The sequence below is a fragment of the Catellatospora sp. NPDC049609 genome, from assembly GCF_040675365.1.
In the GTDB taxonomy this organism is placed as follows: Bacteria; Actinomycetota; Actinomycetes; order Mycobacteriales; family Micromonosporaceae; genus Catellatospora.
The window spans coordinates 1-24093 of record NZ_JBFAOU010000030.1 but is presented as its reverse complement, the minus strand read 5'-3'; the positions used below and the strand labels follow the sequence as shown (position 1 = coordinate 24093).

Here is a 24093-nt window from a genome sequence, read left to right as displayed (position 1 = left end):
TCAGTTCTGCTTGCCCGCGAGGCCCGCGACGCCGAGCAGCCCCGAGTCCGAGTCACCCGTGATGTTCTGGTTGCCGGACTTGCACTGACCCGCGACGAACGACGGGCTGCCGATCGGCAGTGCCGGGCCGAGCTGGCCGAGCAGGCCGGACGAGGCGCAGGTCTGCAGCGGCAGGATGTCGAAGACCTGGTTGCTGAGCAGCGGGATCACCGCCGGGTCCTTGCGCTTCTGGATCGTGCTGTTGCTGTTGTAGCAGTCACCCAGCACGGTGGTCGGCGACTGCACGGCGGCCGCCACCCCGACGATCGAGGCGGTGGAGCCGCAGATCTGGACCGCCCCGGCGTTGACGACCGAGCCGCTGAGCAGCGACACCAGGCTGCGTGGCGACTCCTGCGCGCCCTCCTTCGGCTCGGCGATCATCGTGTTGGCGTTGAAGCAGTCGCCGATCACGGTGGCGGCCGAGCTGACCGCGGCCGCGACGCCGGCGATGGCCGCGGTCGAGCCGCAGACCTGGATCGGCAGCGCGTTGACCGAGGTGTCGTCCAGGATCGAGATGATCCCCTGCACCTGGTTCTGCCGGATCAGGACGTTGCCGTTGGCACAGTCGCCCAGCACGGTGTTCGGGGAGCGGAACGCGACCGAGGCCGATACGACCTGGGCGGACGTGGAACCACAGGTCTGCCACGCGGCCGCGGTCAGGGCAGTGCCGTTGGCGATGGAGATCAGCGGCTGACGTGCGTCCTGCTGTGGACCGCGGGCGGCCGCCGCGTCCACGGCCGCGAGTGCCCGCCCGGCGGCCTGCTGCACCGCCGCCTGCTTCAAGGTGGTCGCGGCGGTCCTCACCGGATCCGCCTGCGCCGGTCCGGCCGTGGGGGCCGCGGCAGCCGCGGAACCCAGTACCGCCACCGTGGCGAGCGCTCCAGCCGCGACGACCCCGGCCTTGCCTATCTGCATCGTCACTCCTTGTAGGAATTTCTGGCCGCCGACGACCAAGTCCCGGGTGCGCGGCGGCGCGGCATGAGTTGTCATTGGGCGAGCATTCGAAGGGGCGAGTCGCGCTGGCGCGACCCGCCCCGTCTGCCGTACCGGATCAGCGATTAGTCGATGACCGTGTTGGCGTTGTAGCAGCTGCCGATGACCGTGTTCGGCGAGCCCAGCGGAACGGCCGCAGCGATGATGTTGGCGCTCGTCGAACCGCAGGACTGCAGCGGCAGGATGTTGACCGACGAGTTGTCCGCGACAGTGATCAGGCCCTTCGGGCCCTCCTTGTCGATCTTCACGTTGGCGTTCTTGCAGTCGCCGTAGACCGTGTTCGGCGAGGTGATCGGGATCGCCAGGCTGATCACGTCGGGCGAGGTCGAGCCACAGGCCTGCAGCGTCGCCGCCAGCACCGAGGTGCCGTTGAGCGCGGAGATCAGGCCGAAGGAGTCGACGTCCCACGGCGCGTCCCAGCCGCCGCCCCGCGCCTGCGGCGCGACCTTGGCGTTGGAGCGCTTGGCCCACGCGTCGCGGTTCTTCAGCGCGCCGACCTTCTTGACCAGGGCCTGGCGGGCCTTGTCCATGGCGGTCGACTGGCCGACCGGCATGGCCTCGACCCGGCCGGACTCCTTCCAACCGTCGTGGTCGTCCCACTCGTCCTCGGCGCCGATCTCGACGTTGCCGTTCTGGCAGTCGCCGAACACCGTGTTCGACGAGGTGATCGGCACGGTGATGCCGACAACCTGGCCGTCGGTCGAGCCACACGACTGGATCGTCGCGATGCCCACGGCGGTGTCGTTGCCGACGCCGATCAGCGGGTACTCGTCAGACTGCTTGATCTTGATGTTGCCGTTGGCGCAGGCGACGTCGTCCTTGTGCCCGTAGCCGTCGTGGCCGAAGTTGGCCAGCACCGTGTTGGGCGAGGTGATCGGCACCGAGATGCCCACGACGTTGCCGCTGGTGGAGCCACACTGCTGGAGCGCGGCCACGTTGACGACCGTGCCGTCGAGCAGGGCGACCAGCGCCTGCGGGTCGACGTCCCACGGCGCGTCCCAGCCGTTGTTGTCGAAGCCGCCGCCGCGGGCGAGCTTCAGCTGGTTGGCCCCGACCTGGCGCATCGCGCTGGTCTTGCCCTCGGTGGTGGAGGTGCTGGCCTGGGTCAGCGCAGAGGCGTCCGTGCTGGGCGCCGCAGCGGCAGGAGCCCCCATGATCGCCACTGTAGCGAGAGCGCCCGTGGCGACGACTCCGGCCTTCTTCATCTGCATCGTCACTCCTTGTGCGACTTTGGAACCTGCTTTGCCCTCATATCGGGCGAAAGCGGCAAAACACTGCACTTGAGGTAACGATGGCTACATTGCCCAGTTACTACGGGTTTGCCCTTTTGTCAGCAGATCTTCGGCCGCTCGCCGTCCCCCTCCCACCCGACCGACCTACCCCGCCCGGGGGACAGCCCCCACAGCCCCCACGATCATCCGACTTGCCTGGCAAACGGGCGTATCTTGTCCACCCATTCGCCCATCTGCCAGGCAAGTCGAGCGATCAAGGCCGGCGTGCCGGGCGCGACGGCGCGGCGTCGCGGTGAGGGCTCAGTGGGGCAGGGTGCGGGCGTCGCGCAGGGCGCGGTCCATGGTGGTGAAGGCCATGGGGGGCGGGTCGGCCAGGGGCAGCCAGGTCGCGTCGGACGACTCGGCGGGGTCCAGCCGCAGCCGCGCGCCCTCGGGCAGGCGGGCCAGGAAGAAGCAGTCCAGCACCGGCAGCCGCTCGCCCTGGAACTCGTAGTCGCCCACGTACATGCCGACGAAGCGGCCCAGCTCGACGTCGACGCCGAGCTCCTCCCGGGCCTCCCGGCGGGCGGCGTCGGCCGGCTCCTCCCAGCCGTCGCAGAAACCGCCCGGCGTCTCCCACAACCCGGCGCGGGGCGGCCGGGCACGGCGCAGCGCGAGGAAGCGCCCGGCGCCGTCCAGCACGATCAGGCTGGCCGTGGGCCGGGCGTTGAGGTAGTGCTCGTACCCACACGAGCGGCAGACAGCGGGCGGCGCGGCCGCGAGGGCCGCGCCGCAGCGGAAACAGTGTCCCGCGAAGGTCACTTCTTCTTGCCGCCCTCGGGGGCCTCCGAGGTGGACAGCGCGGCGATGAAGGCCTCCTGGGGCACCTCGACCCGGCCGACCATCTTCATGCGCTTCTTGCCTTCCTTCTGCTTCTCCAGCAGCTTGCGCTTACGGCTGATGTCACCGCCGTAGCATTTGGCGAGCACGTCCTTGCGGATGGCGCGGATCGTCTCGCGGGCGATGACGCGCGAGCCGATGGCGGCCTGGATCGGCACCTCGAACTGCTGCCGCGGGATCAGCTTCTGCAGCTTGGAGGCGATGGTCGTGCCGTACGTGTACGCCTTGTCCTTGTGCACGATGGCGCTGAACGCGTCGACCGGCTCACCCTGCAGCAGGATGTCCACCTTGACCAGGTCGGAGGCCTGCTCGCCGCTGGGCTCGTAGTCCAGGCTGGCGTAGCCCTTGGTGCGCGACTTCAGCTGGTCGAAGAAGTCGAAGATGATCTCACCGAGGGGCAGCGTGTAGCGCAGCTCGACCCGGTCGGCGGACAGGTAGTCCATGCCCAGCAGCACACCGCGGCGGCCCTGGCACAGCTCCATCACCGCGCCGACGTAGTCGTTGGGCGTCAGCACCGTGGCGCGGGCGACCGGCTCGTACACCTCGGCGACCTTGCCGTGCGGGTACTCGCTCGGGTTGGTGACCGTGATCTCCTTGCCGTCGTCGGTGACCACGCGGTAGACCACGTTCGGCGCGGTGGCGATCAGGTCCAGGCCGAACTCGCGCTCCAGCCGCTCCTGGATGATCTCCAGGTGGAGCAGGCCGAGGAAGCCGCAGCGGAAGCCGAACCCGAGCGCCGCGGAGGTCTCCGGCTCGTACACCAGGGACGCGTCGTTGAGCTTCAGCTTGTCCAGGGCGTCGCGCAGCTCCGGGTAGTCCGAGCCGTCCAGCGGGTACAGCCCCGAGTAGACCATCGGCTTGGGGTCCTTGTAGCCGCCCAGCGGCTGGCTGGCCGGGCGCTGGTTCAGCGTGACCGTGTCGCCGACCCGGGACTGCCGCACGTCCTTCACACCCGTGATCAGGTAACCGACCTCGCCGACGGACAGCGACGGCGACTTGATCGGCTCCGGGGAGATCACGCCGATCTCCAGCAGCTCGTGCACGGCGCCGGTCGACATCATCTTGATCCGGTCACGGGCGTCCAGCCGGCCGTCGATGACCCGGATGTAGGTGACCACGCCGCGGTACACGTCGTACACCGAGTCGAAGATCATGGCGCGGGCCGGGGCGTTCGGGTCGCCGCCGGTCGGCGCGGGCAGCTGCCGGACGATCTCGTCGAGCAGGTGCGACACGCCGTCGCCGGTCTTGCCGGACACCCGCAGGCAGTCCTCCGGCTCGCAGCCGATCAGGTGCGCCAGCTCCTCGGCGTACTTCTCCGGCTGCGCGGCCGGCAGGTCGATCTTGTTGAGCACCGGGATGATGGTGAGGTTGTTCTCCATCGCCAGGTACAGGTTGGCCAGCGTCTGCGCCTCGATGCCCTGCGCCGCGTCCACCAGCAGGATCGCGCCCTCGCAGGCGGCCAGGCTGCGCGACACCTCGTACGTGAAGTCCACGTGCCCCGGGGTGTCGATCATGTTGAGCACGACCTGCTCGCCGGCCCGCTCGCCCTCGCGCACGGTCCACGGCAGGCGCACCGCCTGGCTCTTGATGGTGATGCCGCGCTCGCGCTCGATGTCCATCCGGTCGAGGTACTGCGCCCGCATCTGGCGCGGGTCGACCACCTCGGTGATTTGCAGCATCCGGTCCGCCAGCGTCGACTTGCCGTGGTCGATGTGGGCGATGATGCAGAAGTTGCGGATGGCGCCCGGGTCGGTGTCGCCGGGCTTGTTCGATCCGAGCAGCGGAGGCACGGTGATCCGTTCTATGAGCGTGAGGCGGAACCTGGAGCGGCCGTCCCGGTCCCGTGGAGGCGGTCATTGCCGTCCCTATGATCCCACGCCCGCCCGCCGCGCCGAAGCGGGCCGACGGTCAGCCGCCACCTAGCAGCGGCACCCCTCGTTCGCGGGCCACCCGAGCACCAGCCCGCTCAGCCGCGGCAGGCGGTGGCGCATCTGGTCGTCGTCGTCGAAGTCCCAGCGCTCGCCGGCCGTCCCGGCCCGCGTCGCCGCGGGCAGCACCAGCTCGGCACCGGCCACCTCGCGGAACGCGTCCTTGGCGGCGTACCCGACCAGCTCGGCGAAGATGGCACTGTCGTCGTCCCACTCCACGGCCTCGACCACCGACGGGTGCCCGGCCAGCGTGTCGGGATCGGCCAGCGCCTTGGTGTACCACTCCCGGCCGGCCGCGACCAGCCCGCTGCGGAAGTCGACGAACGCGTCGTCGGAGCAGCCGCCGCCGATCAGGTGCGCCGCACCCCACACGTCATAGCGGTCCGCCGCGTCGCGGAGCCGGTCGAACTCGGCCGCGAAGGCGGCGATCTCCGGCAGGTCCAGCGCGACCAGGCGCGCCGTCAGCGCCTTCGCCATCCCCGTGCCGTCCTCGCCGATGTCGCCGTCGACATCGGTGCGGGCCTGCTCGATCAGCATCCAGAAGCGCTCGCTGTCCACGAGCGCAAGTCTGCCATCCGAACACCGCGCCGCCCGCCCCCGAGCACGGGTGTCGCCCACCCGTCACCCATACGGCACCCGACCTCCCTCCCCGGTGGGGCTCGCGGCCGGCGTCCGGGGCCGGCGTCCTGGCCGGCGATGATCGCGGATTCGTGCCGGAAAGTCAGGTGGGAGTACAGGTTCTGGCACGAACGAGCGATCTTGCGACTCGGAGGCCACCCCTCAGCGGGCGGCCGGCTGGCAATGATCGCGATGTCGGGTCGAAAAGTGAGGTGGGAGTGCGCTTTTCGACCCGTGGTCGCGATCTTGCCCCCGGTCGGTGGCGGGGGCGGGCACCCGGAGGGGCGGCGCGGTACGCTGTGCGGGCGACGTATGACACAGGCGGGTGCGCCCGGCCCGGTTTGGGCCGAGACCTGGGCACCTGGTAACCTGGCACGTCGCGGCTGGTGCTTCACGCGTCGGCCCACCCGAACCAATCAACCGAAACGAGCAGGACGAGGCTGTCGCGTGGCGAACATCAAGTCCCAGATCAAGCGCAACCGGCAGAACGAGAAGGCCCGGCTGCGCAACAAGTCGGTCAAGTCGTCGCTGAAGACCGCTGTCCGCAAGTTCCACGAGGCGAGCGCCACCGGTGACGTCGAGAACGCCACCGCGCTGCTGCGCGACGCCACCCGCAAGCTGGACAAGGCCGTCAGCAAGGGCGTGATCCACAAGAACCAGGCGGCGAACCGCAAGTCTGCGATCGCCAAGAAGCTGGCTTCGCTCTCGGCCTGACCGTCGCAGCGTGCCCGTTCGCGGCACCGCCAGACGTCGCTTGATGCCCGGCTCCCCTGGGAGCCGGGCATCAGCGTGTCCGAGCATCGTGTGTCCGGGGACGACGATGCGGCGGATGCTCGTGGCCCGCGTCGACGCGCTGCCTGACCGAGGCGCGGGGCAGCGCGCGCTGGTCCACAACGGCACGCCACATGTCCCGGGTGGGGCGGCTACTCGTAGCGGTACGCCGCCGACTGGCGGGCGCGCTGCTCGGCCGTGCCGAGCCACGGCTCCTCGGCGGCCGGGCTGACCGGCCCCACCTGCTCCTCATCGCCGTAATAGCCGGACGCATCCGGCTCGGCGTGCACCGCCGCTGCCTGGACAGGATGTGCCACGGGACGGGACGGCGGCTGCTGGAGGCCGGCCTGGCCCTCGCTCGGCACCGCCTCGCGCAACCGCACCGTGGGCTGCGTCAGCGCCCGCCGCGTCCGCGCCGCCCGCCGGGCGCGCGCCACCGACTCGACCCCGGAGCGCATGGTCGCGCCCGCGATGACGTCGTTGACCTTGACCATGACGGCGACCGAGACGGGCAGCACCGCCACCGCCCACCAGCCGGTGAGCTCGGCCAGCGACAGCAGCACGGCCAGCGCCACGGTGCCCTCGAAGAACAGGAAGCACATCAGGTTGCTGGGGCGCACGTACTGCAGCCCGAGCACCCGGGCGTAGAGGGGGCGGTTGCGGGCCTCCTCGGGGCTGATGCCGCCCGCCCGCCGGGACCGGACGCCGGCCGTCATCGCGCCCCTCCCACCTGTTTGGCCTGTGCGAACGCCACGATCGTGCGCTCCAGCGCGTAGTCGCGGTCCTCCTCGCCGCCCTTCACGGCGGCGTTGCAGTCGGCGGCCGCCCGCATCGCGAGCACCAGCCCGTCCGGCGTCCAGCCGCGCGCCTGGCGCTGCGCCTTCTCGATCTTCCAGGCGGGCATGCCGAGCGTCGAGGCCAGCTGGTACGCATTACCGCGCCCCGCCGAAGCCACCCGGGCCACGGTGCGCACGCCGTCGGCGAGCGCGTCGGCGATCGGCACCGGGTCGACGCCGCTGTGCCGGGCCCAGCGCAAAGCCTCGAGCGCGGCGGGCACGTCCCCGGCGACGGCGGCGTCGGCGACCGCGAAGCCGCTCACCTCCGCCTTGCCCCGGTAGTAGCGGGCCACGGTGGCCTGGTCGATGCGGCCGCCGGTGTCCACCATCAGCTGGGCGCAGGCTGCGGCGAGCTCGCGCAGGTCGTTGCCGACCGCCTCGATCAGCGCCTCGGCGGCGTCGGTGCCGCAGCGGCCGCCGAGCCGGCGCACCTCGCCGGTGACGAAGTCGACCCGGTCGCGGTGCTTGCTGAGCTTGGCCGCCGGCACGACGGTCGCGCCGCCCTTGGTCAGCGCGTCGGCCAGGGCCTTGTTCTTGGCACCGCCCGCGTGCGCCACCACCAGGCACACGTCGGGGTCGGGCGCCTTGGCGTAGTCGAGCAGCACCGCCGTGACGTCCTTCTTGGCGTCCTGGGCGCGGCGCAGCACCAGCACCCGCGCGCCGCCGAACAGCGACGGGCTCAGCAGCTCGGCGAGCTCGCCGACGAGCATCGTGTCCGCGTCCACCTCGCGGAGCTCCGCGGCCGGGTCGGCGGCACGGGCCCGGGCGGCCGCGTCGGAGATCGCGCGCGCCACCAGGAGCTCCTCGTCGCCCAGCACGAGGACCACGGGTGTCAGGACGGGGGACGGAACCTGGCTCACCACCTCGCTATCGTCGCATGAGGCTCCGACCAGCCGTCCATGGTCACTCGAACGGGCGCGTCGGGAGAACGACTGAAAGCTTCCCTCGTTCGAGCACCACGGCGAGGTCGCCGCTGACGTCGGTGCGCAGCACCCGCGTCCCGTGCCCGGTGAGCCGGGCCAGCACGGACGGGCTCGGGTGCCCGTAGTCGTTGTCCCGCCCCACGCTGACCAGGGCGATCCGCGGCGCCACCGCGTCCAGGAACGCCGGCTCCTGGTAGGCGCTGCCGTGGTGGGAGACCTTGAGCACCTGCGCCGACACATCCGTGCCGGCGTCCAGCAACGCCCGCTGCCGCTCCGTCTCGGCGTCCCCGGTCAGCAGCACCCGTACTCCGCGCACGGTCGCCGCGAGCAGCAGCGAGTTGTTGTTCGGGTCACTGCGGGTGCCGCGCACCGGCTCGGAGCCGAGCACCTCGATGCGTACGTCGCCGACCGTCCATCCGCCGGACGCGGGCGCGTCGCTGACCGGCACCCGGTGCGCCGCCGCCGCGCGGGCCACGGCGTCCCGGCCGGTCGCCGGCTCGGGCCAGGAGGTGGTGACCACCGCGTCGACCCGCCGCCCGGACAGCACCCCGTCGAGCCCGCCGATGTGGTCCAGGTGGAAGTGGCTGACCACCAGCAGCGGCACCTCGTCCACGCCCAGCCCGCGCAGGCACCGGTCGACGTCGGCCGGGCGCGGTCCGGCGTCCACCACCACGGCGGCACCGCCGCCCGCGTTGAGCACGGTCGCGTCGCCCTGCCCGACGTCACAGGCGACGGCCACCCAGCCGTCGGGCGGCCAGCCTCCGGCGAGCACCCGTACCGGCAGGGCGCCGAGCATCGCGGCCAGCGCGATCACGGTGGCCAGGCGCCGCACGGCGGGCCGCCGGAACCCGATCAGCAGCAGCACGGTCAGCCCGGCCAGCAGCAGCGCCCCGGGTGCGCCGCCCGGCCACGGCAGCACCCCCGCGGGCAGCTCGCTGCCCACCCGGGCGACCGTGACCAGCCACCAGGCAGGCCAGCTGCCGAGCCAGGCGGCGAACTCGGCGCCGTCGGGCCATACCGGCGACAGCAGCGCCGCCGCGACCCCGGTGACGGTCGCGGGCGCGATCGCCGGCACCGCGACCAGATTGGCCGGTACGGCGACCAGGCTCAGCGTGCCGCTGATCCCCGCGACCACCGGGGCACAGGCGAGCTGCGCCGCGGTCGGCACGGCAAGCGCCTCGGCGACCCCGGGTGGCACGCGGCGGCGGCGCAGCGCGTCCCGCAGCGGCGGGGCGAGCAGCAGCAACCCGGCCGTGGCCAGCACCGACAGGGCGAACCCGGCGTCGGCGGCGAGCTCCGGGTCGACCACCAGCAGCACCACGACGGCCGCCGCCAGGGCGGGCAGCGCCGCACGCGAACGGCCGGAGGCCAGCGCCAGCAGCGCCACCCCGCCCATCGCGGCGGCGCGTACCACGCTCGGCGAGGGCCGGGCCAGGATCACGAACCCGACCACCGACACCGCGCACAGCAGCGCGGTCAGCCGCGGCCCCGCCCTCCCCCACCGGGCCAGCAGCAGCACGGCACCGGTCACGATCGCCACGTTGGAACCACTCACCGCGGTCAGGTGCGTCATGCCCGTGTCGGTGAAGGACTGGTCGACCGCCGGGTCGAGGCGGCTGGTGTCGCCGACGACCAGGCCGGGCAGCAGGCCGCCGACGGCCGCGTCGAGCGGTGCGCAGGCGCGTTGCAGCCCCGCCCGCAGCCCACCGGCGGCGCGCTGCGCCCACGACGCCTCCCCCAGCAGCACCGGCGGCGCGTTCGCCGAGAGCACCGCGGCGCGCAGGTCACCGCCCCGGCTGGGGCCGAACCGCACCTCGGCGCGTACCCGCTGACCGGGCAGCAGGCCGCGCCAGCCGTCGCCGGTGGCCAGCAGCAGCACCCGCACATCGGTGCGCAACTCCCCCGCCGACTCCAGATGCGCCGCCACCACCCAGGTCTGCTCCCGCCCGGTCACCCCGGCGGCCGGGCGCGGGTCGTCGGCCACGGTCAGCTCGACGCTGACGGTGGCCCGCCGCTCGACCAGCCCGGCCAGCTCCGGCGCGTCCCGCGCGGCCAACCGCGCCCCGGTCGCCGCCGCCCCGCACAGCACCCCGAGGAACGCCCCGGCCACGATCCACCGCCACGTCCCACGGGCACTCGGGCCGAACTCCCCCGCCCGAGCTGCAGTTTCGGGGAAACTGCGGCCTCCATCGCCTGTGTGGGCACAGTTTCCCCGAAACTGCGCGAGCAGCCGACGGACGCCGGACGGCACGCGCGTGGTGGGTCGGCGGTCGGCGGGGTGGGCGGCGCCACTGGTATGGACGGCGCGACCGGGGTGCGTGGCGTGATCCGGGTGGGCGGCGCGACGACGCCGGAGGTGGCGAAGGTGGCCAGTGTGCGAGGTCGCGGTGAGGAGCGCGCCTGCCGCACCGGCGGCCGCCAGCGCCAGTGCTACCGGGAGGTTGGTGAGCAGGGCGGTGAGCGAGGCGGCCCAGCAGCCCAGCGCGAACGGGGCGAGCCGCAGGTCGGGGCCTTCCATCAGACCGTGACCAAGTCTTTGAGCTGTGCGAACTTCGACTCGCCGATGCCTTCGACCTGGCGCAGGTCGCCGACGCTGCGGAACTCGCCGTGCCGGGCGCGGTAATCCAGGATGCGCTGGGCGAGCACCGGCCCGACCCCGGGCAGCGCGTCGAGTTGCGCCAGCGTCGCGGTGTTGAGGTTCACCGGGCCGCCGGCCGCCGCACCGTTGCCGGTGTCGCCGGCCGCACCGGCGGCGGGCAGGCCCGGCACGGCGACGGCGATCAGCTCGCCGTCGGTGACCTTGCGGGCCAGGTTGACGGCGGACAGGTCGGTGTCGGGCAGCACGCCGCCCGCGGCCTCGATGGCGTCGGCGACCCGTGCGCCGGGCGGCAGCCGGACCAGGCCGGGCTTGCGTACCCGGCCGGTGACCGCGACGACCAGCGACTGCGGGGACGCCTGAGCGGACGGCCGGGGCGCGTCCGGCTGGACCACCGCCGGTTCCGGTGCGGGCTCGGTGGACGGCCGCGCCTGCCAGGCCAGGTACGCCGCGATCGCGACGACCAGCGCGGCCACCGCCGCCAGCGCCCGCAGCCCGCGCCGCCCCGGATCGAACGCACCCCGCCCCGGCAGCGCACTGGGCGGCGACGAGTCCGGCGGATCGGCCCCGGGCACGCGGGTCTCGGTGGAAAAGACACGGGACTCGGCCGGGAACGCGTGGGTCTCAGCACGAACGGCGCGGGACTCGGCAAGGAACGCGCGGCCCTCTGCCGCAGAGGCGCGGGTCTCCGCAGGAACGGCTCGGGACTCGGCAGGAAAGGCAGGGAACGGGCTGGGCTCGGCGGGGGATGCGCTGGACTCGGCGGGAAAGGCACGGGTCTCGGTGGGAAGCACGTCCAAGAAGGGCGCGTCGAGTCCACCGGGCCACCCCGGCTGCGCGACGGGCGTCGGCACCGGCTGCGGCCTGGCGAATACCCGGTGCAGCCGGTCGCGGGCGGCGGCCTCGTCGGGCGGTGGTGAGCGGAAGGGCGACAGCACGCGGCCACGCTAGGCGGGCACCGGCGCACGGCGTACCCGCCAAATCCGTTGCCTGTGGACGACCGTGCGCTTGGGGACAACCGCCTGATCAAGCCCTCGCCGTGCTATGGGCGGCCCCACCCGCGGGGGCATCCAATGCGGACTCTTACGCCCGCGCGAAGTTCATAAACAGTTTTGAGGTTACGAATCATCGAACGCTGTTAACCGCACTGCCGCAACGGATTCATCCGCTCCTAGGTTCGGCGCACCCCCTTCGCGGTCGGCGTCATCGGGACCCGGCCGCGAAGCAGGGATCTCTGGGAGGAGAGAACCTTGCGCCAACGATTTTCCGCCCTCGGCATCGCGATCATCGTCGCGTTCGCCGGGGCCCTGGGCGCCGGTGGCGCGGCGAACGCCGCCCCCACCGGACCTGACGCCCCCGTCCTGTACGCCGACAGCCCGAACGCGGTCCCCGGCCGCTACATCGTGGTCTTCAAGGACGCCGCGGTCCCCGCCGCGGGCGTCGGCACGAAGGCGCGCGACCTGGCCGGCCGCTTCGGCGGGCAGGCCCGCCACGTCTACACGGCCGGGCTGCGCGGCTTCTCCGTGCAGCTGTCGGACGCGCAGGCACACAAGCTGGCCGCCGACCCGGCGGTCGCCTCGGTCGAGGCGGTGCAGCGCATCGGCATCGCCGACACCCAGAACAACCCGCCGAACTGGGGCGACGACCGGATCGACCAGCAGAACCTGCCGCTGAACCAGGCGTACACCTACCCCGCGAACCCGGGTCAGGGGGTGACCGTCTATGTGCTGGACACCGGCATCAACGCCAACCACGTCGAGTTCACCGGCCGGGTCGGGCAGGGCACGGACATGGTCGACAACGACAGCAACCCCGCCGACTGCCAGGGGCACGGCACGCACGTGGCCGGCACCGCCGTGGGCACCAGCTACGGCGTGGCCAAGAAGGCCCGCGTGGTGGCCGTACGGGTGCTGAACTGCCAGGGCAGCGGCACCAACGACGACCTGATCGCGGGCATCAACTGGGTGCGTACCAACGCCCAGAAGCCGGCCGTGGTCAACTACAGCATCGGCTGCCAGAGCCGCTGCACCAGCCAGGCCATGGACAGCGCCGTGTCGAGCCTGATCTCGTCCGGCGTGCAGTTCGTCCAGGCGGCGGGCAACTCCTCCGACGACGCCTGCTACTACAGCCCGCAGGGTGTCGCGGCGGCGGTCACCGTCGGCAACACCAACAGCTCCGACGCCCGCAACAGCAGCAGCAACTACGGCTCCTGCCTGGACATCTTCGCCCCCGGCACGAGCATCGTGTCGGCGTCGTACTCCAGCAACACCGGCAGCGCGACGATGACGGGCACCTCGATGGCCTCGCCGCACACGGCGGGCGCCGCCGCGGTGTACCTGGGCCTCAACCCCAGCGCCACGCCCGCCCAGGTGCGTGACGCGCTGGTCAACAACGCCACCACCGGCAAGGTGACCAGCCCGGGCAGCGGTTCGCCGAACCGGCTGCTCTACACCGGGTTCATGAACGGCGGGACCAACCCCAACAACCCGTCGGTCACCAACCCGGGCAACCGGAGCACCGCCGTGGGGCAGTCCGTCAGCCTGCAGATGCAGGCCAGCGGGGGCACCACGCCGTACACCTGGAGCGCCTCGGGCCTGCCCGCGGGCCTGTCGATCAGCTCCTCCTCCGGCCTGATCACCGGCAGCCCGACCACGGCCGGGACCTCCAACGTGACGGTCACGGTGACCGACGCCGCGTCGAAGACCGGCACGGCGAACTTCACCTGGACCGTCACCACCGGTGGCGGTGGCTGCACCGCGACGCAGGTCGTCGGCAACTCGAGCTTCGAGAGCGGCACCACGCCGTGGACGGCCGACACCGGCGTCGTCGGCGCCTGGGCGGGCTCGGGCTACCCGGGTAAGACCGGCACCCGCAGCGCGTGGCTGGGCGGCCAGGGCCAGACGCAGACCGACTGGGTCCAGCAGTCCGTGACGATCCCGTCCGGGTGCACCAGCGCCACGCTGCGCTACTGGGTCCGGATCACCACGGCCGAGAACGACGGCCAGGTCTGGGACCGGCTGACGGTCACCCTGGGCGGCACGACCGTGGCCACCGCCACCAACCTCGACGCCAACTCCGCGTACGTGGAGAAGGTCGTCAACGTCAGCCAGTTCATCGGGCAGACGGTGACGCTGCGGTTCAACGGCGCCGAGGACCAGTCGCTGCAGACCAGCTGGGTCATCGACGACGTGACCATCAGCGCCTCCTGACGGGAAGGCTCACCGATCGGGGGGAAGGGCGGCCGGGCATCTCACGACGATGCCCGGCCGTTCACTCCCACTCCCAGCGCATGCCGACGATGCCCGGCGGGATGTCGGTCGCCACCAGGTGCGCGCCGTGCGTCGAGCCGATCCAGACCTCGCGTACGCCCTGGTCGGGTGCGTGGATGCCGCGCCGCTCGAAGCGGTAGCAGCGGGCCGGCACCGCGTCGCGGTCGAACTGCACCTGCAGCACGTACTCCCCGACCGGCACCGAGAAGCCCCGGTAGTAGTTGTCGGTCGCGACGGCCGAGCCGCTCTCGAACTCGTACTCCAGCACGACGGTGTCGCCCTGGGACAGCATCCGGTCGAAGATGATCTCGGCGGCCTGCAGGCCCGACTCCGGGTCCGAGCGGACCCGGCCCAGCCGGCAGTTGCGCAGGGCGTGCACGCCGGTGGGCGCGCCCAGGTCGTCGGTGCGGAAGATGCCGACGGTACGCGAGACCCGGTCCACGTTGGCCCGCAGCACCTGCCGGCAGGTCAGGCTCAGCTCCTGCCGCCCCGCGCCGACCGTGTAGAGGTCATGCAGGCTGATCCGGGTCAGCTCGTGGTACATCCACTTGTCGAGCTCACCGATGATCTTCGAGACGCTGTTGCCGTTCTCGAAGAGCCGGTCGATGTCGATGGTGCCGGGCGGCTGGTTGAGCCAGCGCCCGCGCGGCCGGCGCGGGCCCAGCTGGGCGATCAGGGACTCGGCGGGCAGCGACAGGATCTGCTCCAGCAGCCGCACCGCCTTCATCGACTCGGGACGCTCCGGGCGGCTGCGCCCGCGCCGCCAGTAGCTCAGGGTGGCCAGGCTGACGCTCACCCCGGCGGCGGACAGCCGCTCCTGGATCTCCTCCGGCCGGATGCCACGGTCTTCGATGGCCAGGTGCAACGCGGCGGAGAACGGGCCGGTGCGCAATGCGTGCGCCAGGTCCCGGCCGAGAAGTTCAGAACGAGCCTTCTCCATGAACGCTGAGTATCACCACGGCATCGCCCCAGCGCTACCCGAAGCCGCCTGCGGCTCGGTCCCGCCGCGCTTCGCATGGACGTTGGCCTATGTGGATGAGTTCGATCTCGAAAAAGTCATCCAGATAGGCCAACGTCCATGAAAAGCGGGTCGCGGCAGCGCGTGGCCGCCGGCATCCGGCGGGTCAGAGCTGGTCGTCGAGCAGGGAGTGGGTGGGGGCGGGGAGGCGGTGGACGACGACGCCGGCCAGGCCGGGCCCCACGTGCGCGGCGACCACCGCGCCGACCTCGCTGGTGTACAGCTCGCAGAGGCGGTCGCCGAGCCGGTCGCGCAGCGCGTGCTCGACCCACTCGGCGCGCTCGGCGGCGGCCAGGTGGTGCACGGCCACCTCGACGGGGCCGTCCCCGGCCGCCTCCAGCGCGAGCGCGACCAGCCGGTCCAGCGCGCGGGCGGCGGTGCGCACCTTGTCGCGCATGGTGATGCCGCCCGCGGTGACCTCCAGCAGCGGCTTGACCGCCAGCGCGGTGCCCAGCAGCGCCGAGGCGGCGTTGATCCGGCCGCCGCGGCGCAGGTGCTCCAGCGTGTCGACGTAGAAGTACGAGCTGGTCCGCTCGATGGTGTCCAGCGCCGCGGCGCGTACGCCCGCCAGGTCCGCGCCGTGCGCGGCGGCGCGGGCGGCGGCCAGCGCGGGGAAGCCGACGCCCATCGCGGCCGAGCAGGAGTCGACGACCTCGACCGGGCCGGGTGCCTCGGCGGCGGCGGTGGTGGCCGCGCCGAGCGTGCCGGACAGCGCCCCGGCCAGGTGCACGGACACGACCCCGTCGACGCCGGTGGCGAACAGCTGCTCGTACACCTGCGCGAACTCCGCCGGGGTCGGCTGGGACGTGGTGACCGCGACCCGGCGGGCGGCCAGCGCCACGGCCACCTCGGCGGGGCTGACGTCGACGCCCTCCCGGCCGGAGACGCCGCCGAGCACGACGTGCAGGGGCACCACGGTGAGCGACCCGTCCGCGACGGTGGCGGGCAGGTAGGCGGTGGAGTCGGTGACGACGGCTATCGGCATGCGCGCACGTTAACCCGTCACGACGCCGGGCTCGCCGACAGGACTTCCAGCACGGGGCCCACCTGGCAGACGGTCATCATGTCGGGGCGGGTGCGGCCCTTCACGGTCACCTTCGTGCCCGGCTTCAGCTGGGCCGGGTCGCCGCCGAGCAGCTGATACGTGACGCCCGCGGTGCGCAGCACGGTGCAGCCGCCCTCCAGGTCGATCCGCTCCACGGTGCCCGTCGCGGTGATCACCGTGCCGTCCTTGGCGGGCGGCGGCACGATCGGGCCGGACGTGCCCGGCCGGGGCTTGGCGGTGGGACTGGGCGGCAGGAAGTCCGACGGTGACGCACCCGGCGTGGACGGCTGCGGGGTCACGGAGCTGCCCACCTCCGGCTCCTCGGTCGGGGCGCAGCCGGTGAGCAGGAGACCGCCCAGCAGCGCGCCGGTCAGCAGATGAGTGAGGGGGCTTCGCGTCGTCATGTCAGTTCGGACGTTACCGCCCGGTGGCAAGTTGCGCGAGCTTCAGACCCCGACGTTGTACGCCGACACGCGCCAGCCGTACGACTCCTGGTGGATGAGGTCGACCCAGTGGCAGTTCTGCACCGGCGCGACGGTCGGCAGCATCTCCTCCGGCCAGCCCAGCAGCGCGGCCACGCCGTACTTGATGGCACCGCCGTGCGCGGCCAGCACGATCGTGCCGCCGGGCAGCCGCTCGCCGGCCTGCCGGATCGCCTCGCTGACCCGCTTGCCCAGGTCGGGCAGCGACTCGACGCCGTCGCCCGGATCGGGGTCGGCGGCCCGCCAGCGGGCGTACGACTCCGGGAAGCGCTCGCGCACCTCCGGCGTGGTCAGGCCCTGCCAGGCGCCGAAGTGGCGCTCGCGCAGCCGGACGTCGCGCTCGGCGGCCAGCCCGGTGAGCTCGGTGAGCGCCGCGGCGGTCTGCGCGGCGCGGCCGAGGTCGCTGGTGAGGAGCAGCTGCGGCGCCCGCCCGGCCAGCGCCTGGGCGGCGGCCGCGGCCTGCGCCCGGCCGACGTCGTTCAGCGGGACGTCGAGCTGTCCCTGCACGCGCTGGGCGGCGTTCCAGTCGGTGTTGCCGTGCCGCCACAGCAGGACCCGGGTGAGCGGCTCCGTGCCGCGTTCCAGGCTCATGCCCGCGCCTCGCCGCGCTCGGCCGCGCCACGCGCGGCGACGAGCCGCCGGGACGGCTCGTCGCGCTCGCTCACGCGGCGTCCTGCGTGGCCAGGTCGCGGTCGACGAACTCGATCCGCGCGCAGTCCTTCCACAGCCGGTCCAGCGCGTAGAACTCCCGCTCCTCGCTGTGCTGCACGTGCACCACGATGTCGCCGAAGTCCAGCAGGACCCAGCGTCCGGCCCGCTCGCCCTCGCGGCGCACGGGCTTGGCCTTCTCGGGCAGCTGGAGCAGGGCATCCTCGACGGCGTCGACGATGGCCAGCACCTGGCGCTCGTTGGGCGCGGACGCCACGACGAAGACGTCGGTGAGGACGAGCTGCTCGGCCACGTCCAGCAGGACGATGTCCTCGGCCTTCTTGTCGGCGGCCGCCTGGGCGGCGGCCAGGGCCATCTCGACGGCGCGCTCGGTTGCGGGCACCTTGGTCCTTTCGTCGGCTGGCCTGCCCGCGATGGTCGCGATCAGGCTCAGCATCCAGAGTCTCACAGGAATTACCCGGCCCGCCGCCGAGATAGTCACGCGGTGGGCCCGGACACTTCGGAAATCAGCGGTATAGATGACGCTTTGTGATGTATTGCACCACGCCGTCCGGTACCAGGTACCAGACCGGCTGCCCCGCGGCGACGCGGCGGCGGCAGTCCGTCGACGAGATCGCCATCGCCGGCACCTGCACCAGGCTCACCACGTCGGCGGGCAGGTGCGCGTCGGTCAGCATGAACCCCGGCCGGGTCACCCCGATGAAGTGCGCCAGCTCGAACAGCTGGTCCGCGTCCTTCCAGGACAGGATCCTGGAGAGCGCGTCGGCGCCGGTGATGAAGAACAGCTCGGTCTTGTCGCCGTACTGGTCGCGCAGCTCGCGCAGCGTGTCGACGGTGTAGGTGGGCCCGTCCCGGTCGACGTCCACCCGGCTGACCGTGAAGCGCGGGTTGGACGCGGTCGCGATCACCGTCATCAGGTAGCGGTCCTCCGCCGGGGTGACCGCGCTGTCGGTCTTCTGCCACGGCCGGCCGGTCGGCACGAAGACGACCTCGTCCAGCGCGTACCGGTCGGCGACCTCGCTGGCCGCGACGAGATGGCCGTGGTGGATCGGGTCGAAGGTGCCACCCATGACCCCGATGCGTTGCGCCACGGCCCGATTCTATGCCGCTGCCCGGAGAACCCCGCCCTGCCATAGACGTTGGCCTATCTGGATGAACTTTTGATGATCGAAGTCATCCGGATAGGCCAACGTCCATGCAAAGCGCGGCGCGGCCCCGCCGGGCGACGGCCACCCGCCGCGCGACCCGGTCAGCGGGCGGCGCGGCGGGTGGCGGCGCAGGTCAGGCGGCCTGCTGGGCGCGCAGGGCGCGGGCCAGGTCGTCGGTCTCGTCGGCCAGCGCGCGGTGCAGCAGCGGGTGCATCGGCCCGGCCAGCGCGGCGCGCGCGGCGGCCAGTGTGTCCTCCGACACGGCGTACACCGGGTAGGCCGACTTGCCGAGCAGCGCCAGCATGTCGCCGGAGCGGCCCTCCGAGCGCGGCAGCTCGGCGAAGAACCGGGTCACGTACGGCGCGGTCAGCTCGGCGTGCTCGGGCCGCCACATGCCGTCGCCCGCCGCGGCGGCGATCCGGTTGGACTGGCCCTGCTCGTTGACGACCAGGTCGAACGCGCGCTCCTTGGCGGCCGGATCGGGGCGGCTCGCGCGCACCCGCACCGCCTCGTGCTCGCCCTTGTCGCTGGGGTCGCGCTGCAGCTCGGCGTCGATCTCGTCCTCGGTGACGTCGCCCAGCACGGCGAGCCGGCCCAGGATCGCCCAGCGCAGCTCGGCGTCGACGGCCAGCCCGTCGGGCACCCCGGCGCCGGTGAGCCAACCGCGCAGCAGCGCCCGGTCGCCGTCACCGCCGGCCGCGATCAGGTTGCGGGCCGCGGCGAGCTGGTGCCCGCTGCCCGGCGCGGCCGTGGCCAGCAGGGTGCGGGCGGCGGCGGCCAGCGCCCGGCCCGCGGCCGGCTGCCGGTCGGCGGGGACGAGCCGGGTCGCCGCGTAGCGGGCCAGCCCGAAGACGGACTCGACGATGGTCACGTCCGGGTCGCCGGGCAGCGCCGCCGCGGCCAGCTCGACGAACTCGACGGCGGGCCACTCGGCGTCGCGGGTGGCGTCCCACGCGCTGTTCCACCACAGCGCCCGGGCCAGCGGGTCGGGCTGCGCGGCCAGCAGCGCGGGCAGCTCGGCGCGGGTGCGCTCGTCCACCCGGATCTTCGCGAAGGTGAGGTCGCCGTCGTTGAGCAGCAGGCCCCGGCCGCGTACGCCGGACAGCTGCGGCACCGGGGTGAGCTCGCCGGTGACCTCGATCTCGGTGCGCTGCCAGGCCCCGTCGGCGTCGAACCAGCCCAGGCCGATGCGGTGGGCGCGCAGCGTCGGGTGTTCGGCCGTGGCGCTCTGCGCGACCGCGACGGAGGCGTACGACCCGTCGGCGTCCCATTCGACGACCGGGCGCAGCGTGTTCACCTGCGGGGTGCGCAGCCACGCCTGCGCCCAGGCGTCGAGGTCGCGCCCGCTGGCCAGCGACAGCGCGCCGAGCAGGTCGGCCAGGGTCGCGTTGCCCCAGGCGTGCTTGTCGAAGTACGCCCGCAGCCCGGACAGGAACGCCTCGTCGCCGATGAACGCGACCAGCTGGCGCAGCGCCGAGCAGCCCTTGGCGTAGCTGATGCCGTCGAAGTTGGCGAACGCCGCGTCGGTGTCGGCGACCTCGGTCGGCGCGATGGGGTGCGTGGAGGGGCGCTGGTCGGCGGCGTACCCCCAGGCCTTGCGGCCGACGCCGAAGCGGGTCCACGACTGCGGCCACGGGCTGACCTCGGCGACCAGGCGGTAGCCCATGTAGGTGGCGAACGACTCGTTCAGCCACAGATCGTCCCACCAGCGCATGGTGACCAGGTCGCCGAACCACATGTGCGCCATCTCGTGCGCGATGATGGCCGCCCGCTCCAGCCGCTCGGTGTCGGTGACCGCGGCCCGGAACAGCAGCTCGTCGCGGAACACCACGCAGCCGGGGAACTCCATCGCGCCCCAGCTGAACTCGGGCACGAACGCCTGGTCGTACTTGCCGAACGGGTACCGCACGCCGAACAGCTCGTGGTAGCGGTCGAGGAACGCCTTGGTCAGCGCGAAGATCTCGGGGGCGTCGCGCTCCAGCACCTCGGCGTAGCTGGCGCGGGCGTACAGGCCCAGCGGGATGCCGTCGTGGGCGTCGGTCAGCTCCACGTACGGCCCCGCGACGAAGGTGATCAGGTAGGTGGCGACGGGCTTGGTCGCCGGGAACTCCCACCGGCCGGGCGCGGTCTGCGCGCCGGACTCGTTGGCGCGGACCAGCCAGGACGGGTCGGTGGTCACCGACAGGGTCACCGGCGCCTTGAGGTCGGGCTGGTCGAAGCAGGCCATGAAGCGGGGCGCGTCGGTGATCGACGGCTGGGCGTAGACGTACACCTGCTTGTCGGCCGGGTCGGTGAAGCGGTGCATGCCCTCGCTGGAGCGGCTGTAGGCGTACTCGGCCTCGACGACCACGGTGTTGCTCGCGGCGAGCCCGGCCAGCTGCAGCCGGCCCTCGGTGAACGCGGCCGCGGGCAGCTCGGCCCCGTTGAGCGTGGCCCGGAGCAGCCGCTCGGGTCGCACCTCCAGGAACGTCTCCGTGCCGGGGTCGGCGGTGAAGCGGACGGTGGTCACCGAGCGGAAGAGTTCGTCCCCGCCGGTCAGCTCCACGTCCAGCGCGTACGCGAGGTCCCGGACGGTGGCGGCCCGCGCGACGGCTTCCAGGTGGGTGAGGCAACGATGCGACATGCTGCCCATCCTGCCTGATGCGAAGCATGTGTTGAACAACCGCCCGGCCCTCGCGCGGCAACATTCTTGCCGATCACGCCCGTCAAGGGGACAATGGTCGCCATGCGGATGACGAACACCATGTGGTGGCTGCCCTGACGGGCGGCCCGCTTCCGCGAACCCAGACACCAGAAGGCCGCCCCACCGGGCGGCCTTCGTCGTGCACGGCTCCTGCCGGGCCCGGCCCGCCCGGACGGGCGGCTCCGACCCACCGGAGACCGACATGACCGTCACCGTCACCCCCACCCGCACCCGCCGCCTGTCCGCCTGCAAGCCCACCGGCCACCTGCAGCTGGGCAACCTGTTCGGCATGATCCGGCCGCTGGTGGCCGGGCAGGACGACAGCGAGACCGTCACCATGCTCGCCGACCTGCACGCGTTCACCGTCGAGCACGACCCCGCCGCGGTCCGCGGCCTCACCCTGGAGCAGGCGGCGGTGCTGCTCGCCGCGGGCGTCGACCCGCAGCGCACGACCCTCTACGTCCAGTCCCACCTCGCCGAGCACACGCAACTGCACTACCTGCTGGAATGCGCCACCGGGTACGGCGAGGCGCAGCGCATGGTCGCGTTCAAGGAGAAGGCGGCCCGCGCCGAGCACGTGCGGCTCAGCCTGCTCACGTACCCGGTGCTGATGGCGGCCGACATCCTGCTGCACGACACCGAGGAGGTGCCGGTCGGCGACGACCAGCTGCAGCACGTGGAGCTGGCCCGCACCATCGCGAACCGGTTCAACGGCCGCTACGGGCAGGTGTTCACGGTGCCGCGGGCGGTGCCCGCGCCGGTCGCGGCGCGGGTGATGGACCTGGCCGACCCCACGTCCAAGATGGGCAAGACCAACGTCGTGGGCGCGGGCGTCATCAGCATCCTCGACGACCCCGGCACGGTACGCCGCAAGATCATGCGCGCGGTCACCGACGGCCTGGACGCGGTGCGCCATGACCGGGAGCGCCAGCCGGGCGTGACCAACCTGCTGGAGATCTACCGGGCGTGCACCGGCTCGCCCGGCGAGTTCGGCTCGTACGGGCAGCTCAAGCGGGAGACGGCCGACGCCGTGGTGGCCGTGCTGGCGCCGTTGCAGGAGCGCTACGAGGCGCTGCGCCGCCGCCCCGAGACGGTCGAGCGGGTGCTGCGCGAGGGCGCCGAGCGGGCCCGCCCGCGGGCCGCCGCGACACTGCGGCGGGCCGGCGAGGCTATCGGACTCGTCGGGAGCGCGTGCTGAGCAGCGGGCTCCGCAGGTCGCGGGTCAGGTCCTGACGATCTTCCGGGTGAAGCAGACGGAGTAGGGATTGCCGATGTACCTGCCGTACGGCTCGGTCCGGTCGTAGCCGGCCGACTCGTACAGCGCGATCGCCTCGGGCTGGTTGACCCCGGTCTCGAGAATGATCGAGTCCAAGCCCTGGGCGGTGGCCCGTCGTTCCAGTGCCGCGAGGATGCGGCGGGCCACCCCGGCGCGGCGATGCGCCGGTTGTACGAACAGACGCCTGATCTCACCTACGCCGGGGCCGTACGGGACGATCGCCCCGCAGCCGACGGGCCGGCTCAGCACGTACGCCACGACGAAGCGGGCGTGCGGGTCCAGTGGTGACCGGGTCGTGCCCGGGTACCGCGCGAAGAGTTCGTCCTCGGCGGCGAGCACGAGCGCGGTGACATCAGGGTGGGTGATCTCACGGTGCTGGATCAACACCGTCGAGACGCTAGACAGGGCTTGTTTCCGCGTTGTTTCACAAACCGCACAGCGAGGCGGTACGCGTTGATATGGCGGACACTGTCACCGAATCGTTGCCCAGCACGCGCCGAACGGCCCGGCGCGCCGCAGTGAACGGGCGGCGCACCGGGCCGGACGGCGTATCGCTCAGCTCTCGTCGTCGGTGTCGTCGGGGGCGAAGTCGTCCTCGTCCTCGAGCCACTCGTCGCCCGCGGTGTCGCCCTCCGCGCGCTGCCGGCGCGCCTTGCGGGCGGCGAGCCGCTCCGCCGCGCCCGGCCGGGTGATCTCGGCCTCCAGGCGCACGTCGGTGCCCCGGTTGCCGGGGGTGAAGTCCGCGCCCGCGTACACCGTGGGCTGCCAGTCGAACTCGCGGGCGCCGATGCGCACCGGGTCGCCGGGCCGCGCGCCCAGCTTGGCGAGCTTGTCCTCGACGCCGAGCCGGGCCAGCCGGTCGGCGAGGTAGCCGACCGCCTCGTCGTTGTCGAAGGTGGTCTGGCGCACCCAGCGCTCGGGCTTGACGCCCTTGACCACCCAGACGCCGTCGCGGTCCTGCTCGATCTCGAACCCGGAGTCGTCGACCGCCTTCGGGCGCAGCACGATCCGGGTCGGCTCCAGCACCGGCGCGGCGGCGCGGTGCTCCTCGACCATCCGCGCCAGGGCGTACACCAGCTCGGTCAGCCCCTCCCGGGTGGCCGCGCTGACCCGGTAGATCGGCCAGCCGAACTTCTCCAGGTCGGGCGTGGTGATGTCGGCCAGATCCCGGCCGTCCGGGACGTCGATCTTGTTGAGCACGATGATCCGGGGCCGGTCCCCCAGCCCGCCGTACTGGGCCAGCTCCGCCTCCAGCGCCTCGATGTCGGCCACCGGGTCGCGGTCGGTCTCCAGCGTCGCGGTGTCCACCACGTGGGCCAGCACCGCGGTGCGCTCGATGTGGCGCAGGAACTCCAGGCCCAGGCCCTTGCCCATGGCCGCGCCCGGGATCAGGCCCGGCACGTCGGCGACGGTGAACACGTGCTCGCCGGCCTGCACCACGCCCAGGTTCGGCACCAGGGTGGTGAACGGGTAGTCGGCGATCTTCGGCTTGGCCGCGGAGATCACCGAGATCAGCGAGGACTTGCCGGCGCTGGGGAAGCCGACCAGACCCACGTCGGCGACGCTCTTCAGCTCGACGATCACGTCCAGCCGGTCGCCGGGCTCGCCCAGCTCGGCGAAGCCGGGCGCCTTGCGGCGGGCGCTGGCCAGCGAGGCGTTGCCGCGCCCGCCCCGGCCGCCGCGGGCCA

At 72.7% G+C, this 24093-nt stretch carries 21 protein-coding genes and 1 pseudogene; 4 read left to right on the top strand and 18 right to left on the bottom strand.

The window, feature by feature from the left end; genetic code table 11:
• The 5 genes from AB0J67_RS11800 to AB0J67_RS11780 form a co-directional block, all read right to left on the bottom strand.
• A complete protein-coding gene (locus AB0J67_RS11800; protein ID WP_363479994.1) occupies positions 1-954 on the bottom strand; it encodes a hypothetical protein in 954 nt (317 codons plus the stop codon).
• Positions 955-1097: 143 nt separating this feature from the next.
• Complete coding sequence (locus AB0J67_RS11795; RefSeq protein ID WP_363479991.1) at positions 1098-2186, bottom strand: hypothetical protein; 1089 nt, start codon at positions 2184-2186, stop codon at positions 1098-1100.
• A 378-nt stretch (positions 2187-2564) separates the two neighbouring features.
• The gene (locus AB0J67_RS11790) at positions 2565-3065 is read right to left on the bottom strand and encodes an NUDIX hydrolase (RefSeq protein WP_363479988.1); all 501 of its coding nucleotides are present in this window, start codon (positions 3063-3065) and stop codon (positions 2565-2567) included.
• The gene (gene lepA, locus AB0J67_RS11785) at positions 3062-4933 is read right to left on the bottom strand and encodes a translation elongation factor 4 (protein WP_363479985.1); all 1872 of its coding nucleotides are present in this window, start codon (positions 4931-4933) and stop codon (positions 3062-3064) included. The genes AB0J67_RS11790 and lepA overlap by 4 nt, the downstream gene beginning before the upstream one ends.
• 129 nt (positions 4934-5062) lie before the next feature.
• Positions 5063-5629 (bottom strand): DUF4240 domain-containing protein, encoded by a 567-nt coding sequence (locus AB0J67_RS11780; protein ID WP_363479982.1) that lies wholly within the window; start codon positions 5627-5629, stop codon positions 5063-5065.
• A 507-nt stretch (positions 5630-6136) separates the two neighbouring features.
• On the opposite strand from AB0J67_RS11780, the gene rpsT reads away from it, so the two are divergent.
• Entirely contained in the window at positions 6137-6403 is a 267-nt protein-coding gene (gene rpsT, locus AB0J67_RS11775; RefSeq protein WP_203755618.1) for a 30S ribosomal protein S20, read from the top strand.
• Between the two features lie 506 nt (positions 6404-6909).
• Here rpsT and AB0J67_RS11770 read toward each other — a convergent pair.
• From AB0J67_RS11770 to AB0J67_RS11755, 4 genes and pseudogenes are all read right to left on the bottom strand, one after another.
• A pseudogene (locus tag AB0J67_RS11770) lies at positions 6910-7176 on the bottom strand (hypothetical protein); the annotation flags it as partial.
• Positions 7173-8156 (bottom strand): DNA polymerase III subunit delta, encoded by a 984-nt coding sequence (gene holA / locus AB0J67_RS11765; protein WP_363480105.1) that lies wholly within the window; start codon positions 8154-8156, stop codon positions 7173-7175. The pseudogene AB0J67_RS11770 and the gene holA, both read right to left, overlap by 4 nt.
• Before the next feature lie 43 nt (positions 8157-8199).
• Positions 8200-10329 carry a ComEC/Rec2 family competence protein gene (locus AB0J67_RS11760; RefSeq protein WP_363479980.1) on the bottom strand — a complete coding sequence of 710 codons (2130 nt, stop codon included), beginning with the start codon at positions 10327-10329 and terminating at the stop codon, positions 8200-8202.
• 407 nt (positions 10330-10736) lie between these two features.
• On the bottom strand, positions 10737-11390 hold the full coding sequence (locus AB0J67_RS11755) for a ComEA family DNA-binding protein (RefSeq protein WP_363479977.1): 654 nt from the start codon (positions 11388-11390) through the stop codon (positions 10737-10739).
• A 675-nt stretch (positions 11391-12065) separates the two neighbouring features.
• Here AB0J67_RS11755 and AB0J67_RS11750 point away from each other — a divergent pair.
• A complete protein-coding gene (locus AB0J67_RS11750; RefSeq protein ID WP_363479974.1) occupies positions 12066-14024 on the top strand; it encodes a S8 family peptidase in 1959 nt (652 codons plus the stop codon).
• Positions 14025-14085: 61 nt separating this feature from the next.
• Here AB0J67_RS11750 and AB0J67_RS11745 read toward each other — a convergent pair whose 3' ends face one another.
• Positions 14086-15024 carry a hypothetical protein gene (locus AB0J67_RS11745; RefSeq protein ID WP_363479971.1) on the bottom strand — a complete coding sequence of 313 codons (939 nt, stop codon included), beginning with the start codon at positions 15022-15024 and terminating at the stop codon, positions 14086-14088.
• Here AB0J67_RS11745 and AB0J67_RS11740 point away from each other — a divergent pair.
• Positions 15023-15166 (top strand): hypothetical protein, encoded by a 144-nt coding sequence (locus AB0J67_RS11740; protein ID WP_363479968.1) that lies wholly within the window; start codon positions 15023-15025, stop codon positions 15164-15166. The genes AB0J67_RS11745 and AB0J67_RS11740 overlap by 2 nt on opposite strands.
• A gap of 42 nt (positions 15167-15208) precedes the next feature.
• Here AB0J67_RS11740 and AB0J67_RS11735 read toward each other — a convergent pair whose 3' ends face one another.
• From AB0J67_RS11735 to pepN, 6 genes are all read right to left on the bottom strand, one after another.
• A complete protein-coding gene (locus AB0J67_RS11735) occupies positions 15209-16087 on the bottom strand; it encodes a DegV family protein (RefSeq protein ID WP_363479965.1) in 879 nt (292 codons plus the stop codon).
• A gap of 17 nt (positions 16088-16104) precedes the next feature.
• Positions 16105-16551, bottom strand: a complete 447-nt coding sequence (locus tag AB0J67_RS11730; RefSeq protein ID WP_363479961.1) for a hypothetical protein — start codon at positions 16549-16551, stop codon at positions 16105-16107.
• 42 nt (positions 16552-16593) lie between these two features.
• The gene (locus AB0J67_RS11725; protein ID WP_363479959.1) at positions 16594-17220 is read right to left on the bottom strand and encodes a histidine phosphatase family protein; all 627 of its coding nucleotides are present in this window, start codon (positions 17218-17220) and stop codon (positions 16594-16596) included.
• Between the two features lie 70 nt (positions 17221-17290).
• The gene (gene rsfS, locus AB0J67_RS11720; protein WP_363480102.1) at positions 17291-17680 is read right to left on the bottom strand and encodes a ribosome silencing factor; all 390 of its coding nucleotides are present in this window, start codon (positions 17678-17680) and stop codon (positions 17291-17293) included.
• A gap of 124 nt (positions 17681-17804) precedes the next feature.
• Positions 17805-18389, bottom strand: coding sequence for a nicotinate-nucleotide adenylyltransferase (gene nadD, locus AB0J67_RS11715; RefSeq protein ID WP_363479956.1), 585 nt, complete (start codon positions 18387-18389; stop codon positions 17805-17807).
• Positions 18390-18579: 190 nt separating this feature from the next.
• On the bottom strand, positions 18580-21069 hold the full coding sequence (gene pepN / locus AB0J67_RS11710) for an aminopeptidase N (RefSeq protein ID WP_363479953.1): 2490 nt from the start codon (positions 21067-21069) through the stop codon (positions 18580-18582).
• 262 nt (positions 21070-21331) lie between these two features.
• On the opposite strand from pepN, the gene trpS reads away from it, so the two are divergent.
• On the top strand, positions 21332-22327 hold the full coding sequence (gene trpS / locus AB0J67_RS11705) for a tryptophan--tRNA ligase (protein ID WP_363479950.1): 996 nt from the start codon (positions 21332-21334) through the stop codon (positions 22325-22327).
• A 24-nt stretch (positions 22328-22351) separates the two neighbouring features.
• Here the strand turns inward: trpS and AB0J67_RS11700 are convergent, their stop codons facing one another.
• The gene (locus AB0J67_RS11700; RefSeq protein ID WP_363479947.1) at positions 22352-22792 is read right to left on the bottom strand and encodes a GNAT family N-acetyltransferase; all 441 of its coding nucleotides are present in this window, start codon (positions 22790-22792) and stop codon (positions 22352-22354) included.
• Positions 22793-22960: 168 nt separating this feature from the next.
• The coding region (gene obgE / locus AB0J67_RS11695) for a GTPase ObgE (protein ID WP_363479944.1) at positions 22961-24093 on the bottom strand (1133 nt) is incomplete at its 5' end.